This window comes from Phenylobacterium sp. LjRoot97, from assembly GCF_964254345.1.
GTDB lineage: Bacteria > Pseudomonadota > Alphaproteobacteria > Caulobacterales > Caulobacteraceae > Phenylobacterium.
This window is the reverse complement of sequence record NZ_CAXUTH020000001.1, coordinates 307472-321651: the sequence shown is the minus strand read 5'-3', so window position 1 is coordinate 321651 and position 14180 is coordinate 307472. Positions and strand designations below refer to the sequence as shown.

Annotated in this window: 9 protein-coding genes and 1 pseudogene; 7 read left to right on the top strand and 3 right to left on the bottom strand. The window is 69.2% G+C overall.

The genetic code is table 11. The features are described 5' to 3' along the window. Positions 1 to 16: 16 nt before the first annotated feature. A complete protein-coding gene (gene pgl / locus ACSQ2H_RS01575; protein ID WP_436059724.1) occupies positions 17 to 691 on the bottom strand; it encodes a 6-phosphogluconolactonase in 675 nt (224 codons plus the stop codon). 167 nt (positions 692 to 858) lie between these two features. Here pgl and ACSQ2H_RS01570 point away from each other — a divergent pair, with 167 nt between their 5' ends. Beyond that, entirely contained in the window at positions 859 to 1926 is a 1068-nt protein-coding gene (locus ACSQ2H_RS01570) for a glycosyltransferase family 4 protein (RefSeq protein WP_436059723.1), read from the top strand. 10 nt (positions 1927 to 1936) lie between these two features. Beyond that, the gene (locus ACSQ2H_RS01565; protein WP_436059722.1) at positions 1937 to 4087 is read left to right on the top strand and encodes an amylo-alpha-1,6-glucosidase; all 2151 of its coding nucleotides are present in this window, start codon (positions 1937 to 1939) and stop codon (positions 4085 to 4087) included. Here the strand turns inward: ACSQ2H_RS01565 and pyk are convergent. Continuing rightward, positions 4084 to 5502 carry a pyruvate kinase gene (pyk, locus tag ACSQ2H_RS01560; RefSeq protein ID WP_436059721.1) on the bottom strand — a complete coding sequence of 473 codons (1419 nt, stop codon included), beginning with the start codon at positions 5500 to 5502 and terminating at the stop codon, positions 4084 to 4086. The two genes, ACSQ2H_RS01565 and pyk, sit on opposite strands and share 4 nt — an antisense overlap. A 146-nt stretch (positions 5503 to 5648) precedes the next feature. Here pyk and ACSQ2H_RS01555 point away from each other — a divergent pair, with 146 nt between their 5' ends. Together ACSQ2H_RS01555 and ACSQ2H_RS01550 are read left to right on the top strand one after the other, a co-directional pair. Further along, on the top strand, positions 5649 to 7445 hold the full coding sequence (locus tag ACSQ2H_RS01555; RefSeq protein ID WP_436059720.1) for a glycoside hydrolase family 15 protein: 1797 nt from the start codon (positions 5649 to 5651) through the stop codon (positions 7443 to 7445). Between the two features lie 54 nt (positions 7446 to 7499). Continuing rightward, entirely contained in the window at positions 7500 to 7688 is a 189-nt protein-coding gene (locus tag ACSQ2H_RS01550) for a DUF5961 family protein (protein WP_436059719.1), read from the top strand. Here ACSQ2H_RS01550 and zwf read toward each other — a convergent pair. Continuing rightward, entirely contained in the window at positions 7685 to 9154 is a 1470-nt protein-coding gene (zwf, locus tag ACSQ2H_RS01545; RefSeq protein WP_436059718.1) for a glucose-6-phosphate dehydrogenase, read from the bottom strand. The genes ACSQ2H_RS01550 and zwf overlap by 4 nt on opposite strands. Positions 9155 to 9331: 177 nt before the next feature. Here zwf and otsB point away from each other — a divergent pair, with 177 nt between their 5' ends. From otsB to ligD, 3 genes and pseudogenes are all read left to right on the top strand, one after another. Beyond that, on the top strand, positions 9332 to 10084 hold the full coding sequence (otsB, locus tag ACSQ2H_RS01540; protein ID WP_436059717.1) for a trehalose-phosphatase: 753 nt from the start codon (positions 9332 to 9334) through the stop codon (positions 10082 to 10084). Further along, positions 10081 to 11385, top strand: a pseudogene (locus ACSQ2H_RS01535) (alpha,alpha-trehalose-phosphate synthase (UDP-forming)); the annotation flags it as partial. The gene otsB and the pseudogene ACSQ2H_RS01535, both read left to right, overlap by 4 nt. 106 nt (positions 11386 to 11491) lie before the next feature. Continuing rightward, positions 11492 to 14074, top strand: coding sequence for a DNA ligase D (ligD, locus tag ACSQ2H_RS01530; RefSeq protein ID WP_436059716.1), 2583 nt, complete (start codon positions 11492 to 11494; stop codon positions 14072 to 14074). Positions 14075 to 14180 lie beyond the last annotated feature (106 nt).

Sequence of the window (14180 nt, the reverse complement as noted above, 5' to 3'; positions counted from 1 at the left end):
GACTGGCTCCGACTTTTCAAGGGGTCCAGAGAACGCGCACGGGCGCTTTAGCTTGCCTGAGCAGCGCGTGCACGGGCAGACCGTTCCCCTTCTCCACGATGTCACGCTTCTTGGCCCCGGAGATGAGCACCAGGATCAGCCGAGCTTGCAGGAGAGCCGGCATGGTCATGGTCACCCGCGCGATCGGCGGCGAGCCGACCCCGGCGGGAATTCCCAGGCAGAAGCGCGGTCCGCGCGGATCCATGCCCAGATCCAGCACAGGCGATCCGGGTATCAGCGAAGCGACGTGTCCGTCCTCGCCCATCCCCAGAAGCATGACGTCATAGGGCGCCATGGCGCGCACGTCAGCCTCCACCTTGCCCGCGGCGGCTTCGACGCTGTCCGCGGCCGTGCTGATCGGCACGAAGCGCGCTGCGGCGGCCGATCCGGTCAGCAGCCGCTCGCGCACCAGCCGCTCATTGGAGTCCGGAGACTCCGCTGACACGAAGCGGTCGTCCGACAGCGTGACGGCGATACGGCTCCAGTCGAGCTCGGCCTGGGCTAGCAGATCGTAGACCGGCGCCGGCGAGCGCCCGCCGGTGCCGACCAGGCTGGCCGCTCCACGCTCGGCCAGGGCCGCCTCCAGGGCCTGCGTCGTGGCGGCGGCGGCGGCGGCGGCCAGCTCGGCCGAGGTTGCGTAGCTCTCGATCATGTCCCGCCCATAACGCAGCACTGCGACGAACGCGCCACCGATTCACGCCGCGGGGCGCGGAAAAGCACCGGCTGATTCGGAACCAGACCGGTCGGTCGCGAACTTCCTCTGCGGCCGCACGGCGCGTCCAGACGCCAGCCGCCCACCCACAACCAGGAGCCCGCGTGATGAGGATCGCTCAAGTTCCACCGCTTTATGAGGCCGTACCGCCCCGCTTCTACGGTGGAACCGAGCGGGTGGTCGCCCACCTGACCGACGCCCTCTCTGATCTCGGCCATCAGGTCACCCTGTTCGCCAGCGCCGAGGCCCAGACCAAGGCCCAGCTGGTCAAGGTCCGCGACCAGGCGATCCGGCTCGATCCGGTGCAGCTGAAGTCCGACCTGGCCGCCCACATGTCGATGCTCTGGGACGTGCGCCGCCGCGCCCACGAGTTCGACCTCATCCACTTCCACACCGACATGATCCACTTCCCGTTCTTCGAGGACGTGGCCGAGAAGACCCTGACCACCCTGCACGGCCGGCTCGACCTCAAGGACCTGCCCGGCGTCTACTGGCGCTGGCAGCAGTTCCCCCTGGTCTCGATCTCCGACGCCCAGCGCAAGCCGATCGCCTTCGCCAACTGGGCCGGCACCGTGCACCACGGCATGCAGGCCGACCTCTACCGGCCCCGGTTCGAACCGGGGCAGTACCTGGCCTTTCTCGGACGGATATCTCCGGAGAAGCGTCCCGACCGGGCGATCGCCCTGGCCAAGCGCGCCGGCCTGCCGCTGAAGATCGCCGCCAAGGTCGACGACGCCGACCTGCGCTACTTCCAGGACAAGATCGAACCCCTGCTGATCGGCCAGAAGCTGATCGAGTTCGTGGGCGAAATCGGCGACGACGAGAAGTCGGCCTTCCTCGGCAACGCCAGGGCGCTGCTGTTCCCGATCGACTGGCCCGAACCCTTCGGCCTGGTGATGATCGAGGCCATGGCCTGCGGCACGCCGGTGATCGCCTACGGCTGCGGTTCGGTGCCCGAGGTGATCGACGACGGACTGACCGGATTCATCGTCTCCAGCGAAGATGAGGCGCTCGAAGCCATCAGCAGGATCCCGAACTTGAACCGCCGCGACGTGCGGCGCAGATTTGACGAGCGTTTCTCGAGCGTGGCCATGGCCAGGCGCTATCTCGACCTCTACGCCCGCCTGGCCGGCGCTCGCCCCGAACGCGGCGTCGCTCTGGCGGCGAACGCCTGAGGTAGGGCTCATGGACGATCTCGCGCCGGCCCCCGATGCGCCGGTCGAAACGGGTGAGACGGGCGAACCGAGAGTTCCGCACCGGCTGTTCGCGCTCAAGGACAAGGACACCTTCGTGGTGGCCGACGCCTTCGGCGACATCATCGGCGCGGGCGACGGGCTGTTTCACAACGACACCCGCATCCTCTCGCATTTCCGCCTGCTGCTGGGCGGGCGGCCGCCGTCGCTGCTGTCGGCCGCCATCGCCCAGGACAACGTGTTCTTCACCTCGCACGGCGCCAACCAGGCCCTGCCCTATCCCGGGGGACCGGTCGGACCGCCCGGCGTGCTGCATGTCGAGCGAAAGCGCTTCCTGTGGGAGGAGCGGCTTTATGAGCGCATCTGCTGCGTCAACTACAGCCGCGACGTGGTGCTGATCCCCCTCTCGGTTGAGTTCGGGGCCGACTTCCGCGACATGTTCGAGGTCCGCGGCATGCGGCGCGAGCGGCGCGGGCGGCTGCATCCGCCCAACGTCGACGGCCGCAGCGTGCGGTTCCGCTACGAAGGCCTGGACGGCGTCGAGCGCACCAGCCTGGTCTCGTTCTCCGACCCGCCGGCCCGCATCAGCGGCACGCGCGCCGACTACATGTACTCGCTGCAGCCCGAGGGCCGGCTGGAGCTCTACATGGAGATCGGGGCCTCCAGCGCCCCGCCCCCCGACCGCCACCGCTACCGCTACGCCGCGGCCCGCGCGCGCTGGGACATGCGCGCCCGCCGCCGCCACGGCGCCCGCATCAAGAGCTCGGGGCGGCTGTTCAATGAGTGGCTGGAGAAGTCGCGCGCCGACCTGGCGCTGCTGACCACCCGCATGGAGACCGGCCCCTATCCATATGCCGGCATCCCCTGGTTCTCGACCGCCTTCGGCCGCGATGCGATCATCACCGCCTGGCAGATCCTGTGGTTCGAACCGTCGCTGGCGCGCGGCGTGCTGACCTACCTTGCCGCCCACCAGGCCGAGGAGGTGTCGGCCTTCCGCGACTCCGCGCCCGGCAAGATCATGCACGAGACCCGCAAGGGCGAGATGCCGGCCTTGGGCGAGGTGCCGTTCGCCCGCTACTACGGCGGGGTCGACACCACGCCGCTGTTCGTCGCCCTGGCGGGCGCCTACGCCGAGCGGACCGGCGACCTGGTGCTGATCGACGACCTCTGGCCCGCGCTCATCGCGGCCGTTCGCTGGATCGAGCGGTTCGGCGATTCCGACGGCGACGGCCTGATCGACTACAAGCGCGGCAAGGATTCAGGCCTCGCCAACCAGGGCTGGAAGGACAGCGAGGACAGCGTCTTCCACGCCGACGGCCGGTTTCCCGACGGCCCTATCGCCCTCGTCGAGGTGCAGGGCTACGCCTTCGCCGCCTATCGGGCGATGGCCAAGCTCGCCCACCATCGCGGCGATCAGGACAACGCCGCCCGCTGGGCCGCCCGCGCCGAACAGATCCGCGAGGCGGTCGAGCGGCGGTTCTGGATGGACGAGCACGACTTCTACGGCATCGCCATCGACGGCAAAGGCGACCTCTGCCGCGTATTGAGCAGCAACCCGGGCCACCTGCTGTTCTCGGGCCTGCCCAGTCCCGAGCGGGCGCGCAAGGTCGCCGAGCGGTTGATGTCGGCGGCGTTCGACACCGGCTGGGGCCTGCGCACCCTGGCCACCGGCGAGCCGCGCTACAACCCGATGAGCTACCACAACGGCTCGGTCTGGCCGCACGACACCGCGGTCTGCGCCATGGGCCTGTCGCGCTATGGCGAACGCGACGGCGTCGCGTCGCTGACTTCGGGCCTATTCGAGACCGCGATCAGTTTCGAGATGCGGTTGCCCGAGCTGTTCTGCGGCTTCCCGCGCATGGCCGGCGAGCCGCCCGTCGCCTATCCGGTCGCCTGCCTGCCCCAGGCCTGGGCCGCCGGTTCGGTGTTCATGATGCTGCAGTCGGTTCTCGGCGTCTCGGTCGACGGCTGGAACCGCGAGATCCGCGTGGCCGATCCGCGGTTGCCGATCGGCATCGACCGCCTGGAGATCGACGGCCTGAGGGTCGGCGACGAAAAGGTCGACCTGCTGTTCGAGCGCACGGGCCGCCGTGTCGACGTCCAGGGCCGCAGCCACACCGGCTTCCCGGTTCGCGTGCGCTAGCGGCGCGGCGCGTGGGCGATACGCAGGATGTTGGCCGCGCCGGGCGAGCCCATCGGCAGACCGGCCAGGATGATCACCCGCTGGTTGGGCCGGGCCAGTTCGGCGGCCAGCGCCTGATCGACGGCCAGCTTGGCCAGCTCCTCGGCGTCGTCGACCTGCGCCACCACGCGCGCCTCGACGCCCCAGACCAGGGCCAGCATCCGCGCGGCGTGCAGGTTGGGCGTCAGCGCCAGGGTCGGCTGCAACGGCCGCTCGCGCGCCAGCCGCAGGGCCGTGCGGCCGGTGGTGGTGAAGGCCGCGATGCAGGCGGTCGAGGCGGTCTCGGCCGCCCGGCTGGCCGCCGCGACCAGGGCGTCGGCGTCGGCGTCCTCGACCGGATACTCAGCGCGCATCAGTTCGGGCCAGCGCGGATCCTGCTCCACCCTCGTCAGGATGCGGTTCATGATCGTCACCGCCTCGACCGGATACTCGCCCGCCGCCGTCTCGGCCGACAGCATCACCGCATCGGCGCCCTCGTAAACCGCGCCGGCGACGTCGGAGGCTTCGGCCCGGGTCGGGCTCGGGGCATGGATCATCGACTCGAGCATCTGCGTGGCGATGATCACCGGAATGCCGCGGGTGCGCGCGGCGCGGACCAGCGACTTCTGCACCACCGGCACGTCCTCGGGGTTCAGCTCCACCCCCAGGTCCCCGCGGGCCACCATCACCCCGTCGCAGAGGTCGAGGATCTCGTCGAGCGCCTCGATCGCCGCCGGCTTCTCGATCTTGGCCAGCACCGCCGCGCGGCCCTGCACGATCTGGCGCAGCTCGGCCATGTCCGAGGCGCGTTGCACGAAGCTGAGCGCCACCCAGTCGACGTTCTGCTGCAGGGCGAAGGCCAGGTCCTCGCGGTCCTTGGCGGTCAGGGCCGGCACCGGGATGGCGTGGCCGGGCAGGTTCAGGCCCTTGTGGTTAGAGAGGGTATCGCCCGACAGCACCTCGGTCTCGGCGAAACCCGGGCCGTTGCGGCGCACCCGCAGCCGCACCTTGCCGTCGTCGAGCAGGATGTCCGAGCCGGGCCGCAGCACGCTGAACACTTCGGCCAGCGGCACGCCGACGCGGCTGGCGTCGCCCGGCTCGTCGGAGACGTCGAGCCGGAAGTCCTGGCCGGCCTTCAGCCGCACGCTGCGGTCGGCGAACTCGCCCAGCCGAATCTTCGGGCCCTGCAGGTCGGCCAGCACAGCCAGCGGACGCCCGACAGCGGCCTCGGCGGCGCGGACGTTGGCGATGGTCCTGGCGTGGTCGTCGTGCGTGCCGTGGCTGAAGTTCACGCGGAACACGTCGGCCCCGGCCAGCGCCAGCTGGACGACCTTGCCGGCCTCGCGGCTGGCCGGGCCGAGCGTCGCGACGATACGGGCGCGGCGGTCGCGGATCATCTGGCCTCCATCGGCGTCATCGGGTCGGGCCGCACTATGGCCCAACCGGCAGGCGAAGGGAGTCTTTCCCCGATCGAGGTCGATTCGAGAACGCCCGACCTGCACAATCGGCAAGAACCTGGAGGCGCTTCGCGAATTCCTGACGAATGACCCAGACTCTCGACCTCTTCCCGATCGGCAACTGCGCGGCCAGCGGCCTCATCGACCGTGCCGGACGACTGGTGTGGGCCTGCGCCCCCCGCGTCGACGGCGACCCCATGTTCTGCACCCTGCTCGGCGAGGAACCCGACGCAAACCCAGACGCGCACGGGTTTTGGGACATCCAGGTCGAGAACCAGGTGCACGTCGCCCAGAGCTATCTGCGCAACACCCCGGTGGTCTGCACCGAGGTCACCGACGCCGACGGGGCGATGGTCCAGATCATCGACTTCTGCCCCCGCTATCGGCAGTTCGGCAGGATTTATCGGCCCCTTGCCATTATCCGCCTGGTGCGCCCGCTGGTCGGAACACCCAAGATCCGCATCCGCGTGCGGCCCATGGTCAACTGGGGCGAACGGCCCGCCGACCACACGACAGGCTCCAATCACATCCGCTTCGTCGGCGGCGAGACCACCCTGCGGCTGACCACCGACGCCCCGGTTTCGCACATCACCGGCGAGCGGTTGTTCCGCCTGGAACAGCCGGTATCGATGTTCCTTGGCCCGGACGAAGGCTTCGACGCGGACCTCGCCGCCACCTGCGAGCGGATGCTGGGCGAGACCACGTCCTACTGGCGCGGCTGGGTGCGCAACCTGGCCGTCCCGCTCGAGTGGCAGGAGGCGGTGATCCGCGCCGCCATCACACTCAAGCTCTGCGCGCACGAGGAGACGGGAGCCATCGTCGCGGCCCTGACCACCTCGATCCCCGAGCACGCCGAGAGCGGCCGCAACTGGGACTACCGCTACTGCTGGCTGCGAGACGCGTACTACGTGGTCCAGGCCCTGAACCGCCTGGGCGCGGCCGACATGCTCGAGAACTATCTCGGCTATCTGCGCAATCTCGTCGACCGCACCGCTGGCGGCCACGTGCAGCCGCTCTACGGCGTCGGCATGGAGCCGGCCCTGACCGAGCATTTCGCCGAGCACCTGCCCGGCTATCGCGGCATGGGACCGGTGCGCATCGGCAACCAGGCCCACGAGCATCTGCAACACGACGTGTACGGACAAATTATCCTGTCCACCGTGCAGGCCTTCTTCGACGAACGCCTGCTGCGGCCGGCGAACGCTGAGGATTTCAAGGCCCTTGAGCGTGTCGGCGACCGCGCCTACGAGATGCACGACAAGCCCGACGCCAGTCTCTGGGAGTTCCGCGGCCGCGAGAGCATCCACACCTACTCGGCGGTCATGTGCTGGGCGGCCTGCGACCGGCTAGGCAATGCGGCCCGCAAGCTCGGCCTGGCCGACCGCGCCGATCACTGGAACGCCCGCGCGGCGGAGATCCGCAAGACCATCGAGACCCGCGCCTGGAACCCCAAGCTCGGCCGCTTCGCCGCCACCTTCGAGGGCGACGAACTGGACGCCAGTCTGCTGCAGCTGGTCGACGTCCGCTTCGTCAGCCCCGACGACCCGCGCATGGCCGCGACCATCGCCGCGGTCGAAAAGGGCCTTCGCCGCGGGCCCTACATGCTCCGCTATGCGATCCCCGACGACTTCGGGGAACCCAAGACGGCGTTCAATTTCTGCACCTTCTGGCTCATCGAGGCGCTGCATCTCTCCGGCCGTTCCGAAGAGGCGCGTCAGCTGTTCGAGGAGATGCTGGAGCGCCGCACCGCCGCGGGCCTGCTGTCAGAGGACATCGCCTTCGACGGCGCCGAGCTCTGGGGCAACTACCCGCAGACCTACTCGCTGGTCGGGCTGATCAACTGTGCGACAATGTTGTCGCGGCCGTGGGCGTCTGTCCGATGAATCCTTTTGGCGAATCATGGATTCCTTATGGGGACACGCTGAAAGGGCGGCCCCATGTTCCATGCCACGCAGACCCTGCACCGCTACGAAGCCCGCGCCGCCGGCGGCGCGACCTATGAGATCGTCGGCGCCAGCTTCGAGGACGCAGCCCTGGAATTCGCCGATCTCGTCCACGAGGACGAGGTCGAGCTGACCGACTGCGAGAGCGGCGAGCGCCGCCGCTTCAGGATCGACCTGGACTAGTCGTACCAGGCCCGGCCCGAGCGCTCGATCAGGGCGAAGGCGCCGGCCGGCCCCCAGCTGCCTGCGGCGTACGGTTTGGGCGCCATCGAAGACTCCCGCCAGGCGTCGGCCACGCCGTCGATCCACTCCCAGGCGCGTTCGACCTCGTCGCGGCGGACGAACAGCGTGCTGTTGTTCTGGATCACGTCGAGAATCAACCGCTCATAGGCGATCCGGCGGCGCGAATTGGGCCCCGAATAGGCCTTGGCCAGCGACAGCGACAGCGGCAGCGACTGCAGGCGCATGCCGCGCTCCGACAGCCCCGGCGCCTTGTTCATCAGCAGCAGTTCGATGTCCTCGTCCGGCTGCAGGTCGATGACCAGGCGGTTGGCCGCCATGTCCGCCTTGGCCGCGCCCTCGAAGATCGAGTGCGGCACCGGCTTGAACTGGATGGCGATCTGGGTGCGCCGCTCGGGCAGCCGCTTGCCGGTGCGCAGGAAGAACGGCACGCCGGCCCAGCGCCAGTTGTCGATGTCGGCGCGCAGCGCCACGAAGGTTTCCGTGCCGGTCGGCTGGCCGCGCTCAGCCTCGTAGCCGTCGACCGCCGCGCCGGAGGTGACGCCCGGCGTGTACTGGCCGCGGACGCTGACGGTCTGCACGTCGGCGCGGGTGACCGGGCGCAGCGAGCGCAGCACCTTGACCTTCTCGTTGCGAACGCTGTCCGGCTCCATGTCCGACGGCGGCTCCATCGCCACCAGGCAGAGCAGCTGCAGCATATGGTTCTGCACCATGTCGCGCAGCGCGCCGTACTCGTCGTAGTAGGGCCAACGGTCGCCGACGCCCTCGGTCTCGGCCACGGTGATCTGCACGTGGTCGATGGTCAGGTTGTTCCAGAGCGGCTCGAACAGGGTGTTGGCGAAGCGCAGCGCCAGCAGGTTCTGCACCGTCTCCTTGCCGAGGTAGTGGTCGATCCGGAAGATGCTCTCCTCCGGGAAGACCGCGGCCACCGCGCCGTTGATGACCTTCGAGCTCTCCAGGTCGCGGCCGATCGGCTTCTCGAGCACGATCCGGGTCCCCGGCCCGGCCATGCCCGCCCCCGCCAGGGCCGCGCAGACGCGGCCATAGATGCTGGGCGACAGGGCCAGGTAGTAGATCGGCGTCTTGGCGTCGCCGAGCGCCGCCTTCAGCCCCGCCGCGCCGTCCGGAGTGGTCGCGTCGGCCCCGACGTACTGCAGGCGCTTTTCGAACCGCGCCCAGGTCTTGTCGTCCAGTCCCCCGCCGCCGACCCGGGCCGAGACGGCCTCCTTGATCTGGGTTACGAAGGCCTCGCGGGTGATGTCGGCGCGCGCCGTGGCGATGATCCCGAAGCGCTCGCTGAGGAAACCGTCCGCATCCAGATTATACAGCGACGGGAACAGCATTTTCTGGGCGAGGTCGCCCGTCCCGCCGAAGAGCACGATAACGTCGGCCAGGGGCTGCTCGGCCATCTGCTGTCACCTTTTCGCGAGTAAACGTTATCGTGTGCGCATAGCGGCGTTCGCACGTGCGACGTCAAGCCCTTCTGACGGACCCCTCTCCTTCCGGCGGAAGATTTGCGCCGTGGCGGCGCCGGATCGAACCGCCCGGTCGGGCGTTTGTCGTTCGGCTGCGGGGCAAAGGCGCGTATGAGTATCGACGAACTGAGCATCGGCCTTGAACGGCCTCCGACCCGGCTGGCGCTGGAAGGCGCAGCCCTGTTCCTGGACCTCGACGGAACGCTGGCCCCGATCGCCAAGCGCCCCGAGGACGTCGGTCCGGACCGGCGGCGCAACGATCTGCTGAGCCGGTTGGCGACCCGCATGCAGGGGCGGCTGGCGGTGGTCAGCGGCCGCTCGCTGGACGACATCGACCGCATCCTTGAAGGTCGCGTGGCCTGCGCAGCGGCGATCCACGGGCTCGTACGCCGTGACGCCCGCGGCGTGGTCGGCGAAGCGCCGCCGCATCCGGGCCTGGCCTCGGCTCGCGCCTCCCTGAAAGATTTCGCCGCCGGCGACCCGCGGCTGCTGATCGAGGACAAAACGCTCAGCCTGACCCTGCACTATCGGCTGGCGCCCGATCGCGGCCAGGAGGCGATCGACCTGGCCGAGCGGATCGCGACGATCACCGGCCTGACGCTGCAACCCGGCGACATGGTCGTGGAACTGCGCACGCCCGGCGCCAGCAAGGGCGACGCCATCCGCGCCTTCATGGCCGAGCACCCGTTCAAGGGCGCTCAGCCGGTCTTCCTGGGCGATGACCTGACCGACGAGCACGGCTTCTTCGCAGTGCGCCAACTCGGCGGCTATGGCGTGCTCGTCGGGCCGCAGCGGCGCACCACCGCCATCTACCGCATGGACGGCGTCGAGGAGGCGCTGTCCTGGCTGGAGGGCGCCGCATGAGCCGCCTGATCGTCGTCTCCAATCGCGTCACGCCGCCGGCCGGCAAGGGCGAGGAAACGGTCGGCGGCCTGGCCATGGCCCTGGCCGCGGCGCTGCGCGAATACTCCGGCCTGTGGTTCGGCTGGAGCGGCAAGACCGCGCCGGAGTTCACCGGCCAGCTCAACCTGCAACGCGTCGACGGCGTGACCGTCGCCACCGTCGACCTCGAGGAGGCCGACCTCAACGAGTACTACAACGGCTACGCCAACAAGACGCTGTGGCCGCTGTTCCACTACCGCCAGGACCTGACCGCCTACGACCGCTCGTTCGACGAAGGCTACCAACGGGTCAACCGGCGCTTCGCCGAGACCCTGGCTCCGCTCATCGAGCCCGACGACCTGATCTGGGTGCACGACTACCACCTGATCCCGCTGGCCCGCGAACTGCGCGAACTCGGCATCAAGAACCGGATCGGCTTCTTCCTGCACATCCCCTGGCCGGCCCATCAGCTGCTGATCACCCTGCCGCGGCACCGCCAGCTGGTGGAGGCGCTGTTCGCCTACGATCTGGTCGGGTTCCAGACCCCGGAGTACCGCCAGGCGTTCGAGGAGTACGTGCTCAACGAAGCGCGCGGGGTCGTCACCGGCGAGGGCCAGCTGCGCGCCTTCGGCCGCAGTGTGCGGGTCGGCGCATTCCCGATCGGCATCGACGCGCAAGACTTCGCAGAGCTCAGCGAAAGCACGATCGCCCGGCGCACGTTCGACGTCATGGCCGCCCACACGGCGTTCCGGAAAATGGTCATCGGCGTTGATCGGCTCGACTACTCCAAGGGCGTGGAGGAGCGGTTCCTCGGCTTCGAGCGCCTGCTGGCCACCTACCCGGAGCTGCGCCGCGAGGTGCTGTTCCTGCAGATCGCGCCGCTCAGTCGCGAAAGCGTCGAGGCCTATCAGGAGATCCGCGCCCGCCTCGACGCCCTCTCCGGCCGTATCAACGGCGAGTATGCGGACATCGACTGGAACCCGGTCCGCTACGTGAACCGCAACTACCGCCGCGACGAACTGGCCGGCATCTACCGCGCCGCCAAGGTGGCGCTGGTGACGCCGCTGCGCGACGGCATGAACCTCGTGGCCAAGGAGTTCGTCGCCGCACAGGATCCGGCCGACCCAGGGGTGCTCGTGCTCTCGCGTTTCGCCGGCGCGGCGAACCAGCTGAAGAGCGCGCTGATCGTCAATCCCAACAGCCCCGAGGAGATCGCCGAGGCGCTGCACAGGGCGCTGTCCATGGACCTGATGGAGCGAATCGAGCGCTGGCGCGCTCTCTTCGACAACGTCCAGCGGGAAGACGTCACCGCCTGGCGGGACGCGTTCGTGAACGCGCTCGCCGCCACGCGCGAGTCCGACCGCGCGCGGACGGCCGAGGGACCCTTCTATGGCGAACAAGCTCGCCCGCTATCAGTCCATGCGGGACTTCACCCAGACGGCGGAGCCGAGCGGTCGGGCGAAGGTGAAGCCAGCCAAGCACCTGCGCTACGTGATCCAGAAGCACGCGGCGACCCGGCTGCACTACGACTTCCGGCTGGAACTGGACGGGGTCTTCAAGTCCTGGGCGGTGACCAAGGGCCCCTCCCTCGACCCCCACGAACGTAGGCTGGCGGTCGAGGTCGAGGACCATCCGCTCGACTACGGCGATTTCGAAGGCGCTATCCCCAAGGGTCAGTACGGCGGCGGCACGGTCATGCTTTGGGACCGCGGCTTCTGGGCGCCCGAGCCGGGGACCGACGTCCATGCCGGCCTCGAAAAGGGCGACCTGAAGATCGTCCTGGAAGGCGAGCGCCTACATGGCGGCTTCGTGCTGGTGCGGATGAAGCGCGATCGCGACGGCGGTGAGCGCAACAACTGGCTGCTGATCAAACATCGCGACCAGTTCGCCCGCGAAGGCGACGACGACGCCCTGCTCAAGGACAATGACACTTCGGTCGCCTCGGGCCGGGAGATGGCGCAGATCACCGCCGGCAAGGGCAAGGCGCCGAGCCCGTTCATGACCGCCCGTCAGGGCCGCGCCGACGACGTGTGGCAGAGCAAGCCGCGCGGCGCAGCCTCCGGCCCCGCTCCCGCGGCGGCCAAGCCGGCGCCACGTCGGGCGAAAAGCAAAGCCGCGACGATGCCCGACTTCATCGAACCGCAGCTCTGCCGGTCGCAAGACAAGCCGCCGAACGGCTCGGGCTGGGCACATGAGGTCAAGTTCGACGGCTACCGCATGCAGCTGCGCGTCGCGGCGGGCGAGGCCCGGCTGCGCACGCGCAAAGGGCTGGATTGGACCGAGCGTTTCCAAGCGGTCGCCGACGCGGCCGCCGATCTCCCGGACTGCATCCTCGACGGCGAGGCCGTCGCTTTGGACGACAACGGTGACCTCAGTTTCGCCGCCCTGCAGGCGGCGCTGTCGGACGGACGCAGCGACGAGTTGATCTACTACGCCTTTGACCTGCTGTTCGAAGCCGGCGAGGACCTGCGCGAAGCGCCGCTCAGCGAGCGAAAGACCCGGCTCAAGGCGCTGATCGAGGGGCGCGATGACGCCATCCGCTATGTCGAGCACTTCGATGCGTCCGGCGAAGCGGTCTGGCGCTCGGCCCAGCGGCTCGAGCTGGAAGGCATCGTCTCAAAGCGGCTGAACGCACCCTATCGCTCAGGCCGCAGCGACACCTGGAGCAAGGCCAAGCTGCGTCCCGGCGACGAGGTGGTGATCGGCGGCTGGACCGGCGAGAAGGGCCGCCTGCGCTCGCTGCTGGTCGGTCGCTACCAGGACGGCGCGCTGGTCTATGCGGGCCGGGTCGGCACGGGCTTCAGCAGCGCCGTGGTCAGTCGCGTTCTGCCGCGACTGGAAGCGGTGGCGGCCGCCAAGAGCCCTTTCAGCGGCCCCGGGGCCCCACGCAAGGAAGGCGACATCAACTGGGCGCGGCCCGAACTGGTCGCCGAAATCGAGTTCGCCGGCTACACCGACAGCGGCGCGGTGCGGCAGGGCGCCTTCAAGGGCCTGCGCGAGGACAAGCCGGCCGGCGAGGTCGAGGCCGAGACCGCTCCCCCACCCAAACCTGACCCGCCGAGGAAGCGCATGGGCGATCCGAGCGTGATGGGCGTGACCATCTCCAGCCCCGACAAGGCGCTGTGGCCGAACTCCGCCGACAGCGACGCGCCGGTCACCAAACTCGACCTCGCCCAATATCTGGAAGCGGTCGGCGCGTGGATGATGCCGCACATCGAGGGACGGCCCTGCTCGATCATCCGCGTTCCCGACGGCCTGGGCGGCGAGCAGTTCTTTCAGCGCCACGCCGGCAAGGGCGCTTCGCCGCTGCTGTCGCAGGTCGAGGTGTTCGGCGATCACGCCGCTTATCTGCAGGTCGACCGCATCGAGGCGCTGGCCGCCTTGGCCCAGATCGGGGCGGCCGAATACCACCCGTGGAACTGCCGACCGCACGCGCCGGAGACGCCCGGCCGGCTGATCTTGGACCTCGATCCGGGCCCTGACGTAGACTTCGACACCGTGGTGGCCGCCGCCCGCGACGTGCGAGACCGGTTGGAGGACCTGGGCCTCATCGCGTTCTGCAAGACCACCGGCGGCAAGGGCCTGCACGTGGTCACTCCGCTGGCCCCGCCCAAGGGCGAACTGGACTGGCCGACCGCCAAGGCGTTCGCCAAGAAACTCTGCGAGCAGATGGCCGCGGACGAGCCCGATCGCTATGTGGCCAACATGGCCAAGAAGGTCCGGCAGGGGCGGATCTTCCTCGACTATCTGCGCAACGACCGGCTTTCGACGGCGGTCGCGCCGCTGTCGCCGCGGGCGCGCGACGGGGCGACCGTGTCGTTTCCGCTGACCTGGAGCCAAGTCCGCGCCGGGCTCGATCCGCGGCGCTATACGGTCCGCACCGCTCCGGCGCTGCTGGCCAAGACCAACGCCTGGGCCGACTACGCCGACGGCGAGCGGCCGCTGGAAACCGCAATCAAGCGTCTGGGCTGAAACATCGGCCACAGCTTCGCCGCCAAGATGAACCGCAGCCGAACAGTACGGTTCAGGTCAGGCTCAAGCTCGCCGCCTCATGATGGCTCTCAGTTCGATAGGAGAG

What these genes read in the sequence shown, in the direction of transcription:
- ACSQ2H_RS01555 (WP_436059720.1), top strand. Translation starts at nt 5,649, where the DNA reads ATGACCCAGACTCTCGACCTCTTCCCGATCGGCAACTGCGCGGCCAGC.
- otsB (WP_436059717.1), top strand. Translation starts at nt 9,332, where the DNA reads ATGAGTATCGACGAACTGAGCATCGGCCTTGAACGGCCTCCGACCCGG.
- pgl (WP_436059724.1), bottom strand. Translation starts at nt 691, where the DNA reads ATGATCGAGAGCTACGCAACCTCGGCCGAGCTGGCCGCCGCCGCCGCC.
- pyk (WP_436059721.1), bottom strand. Translation starts at nt 5,502, where the DNA reads ATGATCCGCGACCGCCGCGCCCGTATCGTCGCGACGCTCGGCCCGGCC.
- ACSQ2H_RS01570 (WP_436059723.1), top strand. Translation starts at nt 859, where the DNA reads ATGAGGATCGCTCAAGTTCCACCGCTTTATGAGGCCGTACCGCCCCGC.
- ACSQ2H_RS01550 (WP_436059719.1), top strand. Translation starts at nt 7,500, where the DNA reads ATGTTCCATGCCACGCAGACCCTGCACCGCTACGAAGCCCGCGCCGCC.
- zwf (WP_436059718.1), bottom strand. Translation starts at nt 9,154, where the DNA reads ATGGCCGAGCAGCCCCTGGCCGACGTTATCGTGCTCTTCGGCGGGACG.
- ACSQ2H_RS01565 (WP_436059722.1), top strand. Translation starts at nt 1,937, where the DNA reads ATGGACGATCTCGCGCCGGCCCCCGATGCGCCGGTCGAAACGGGTGAG.
- ligD (WP_436059716.1), top strand. Translation starts at nt 11,492, where the DNA reads ATGGCGAACAAGCTCGCCCGCTATCAGTCCATGCGGGACTTCACCCAG.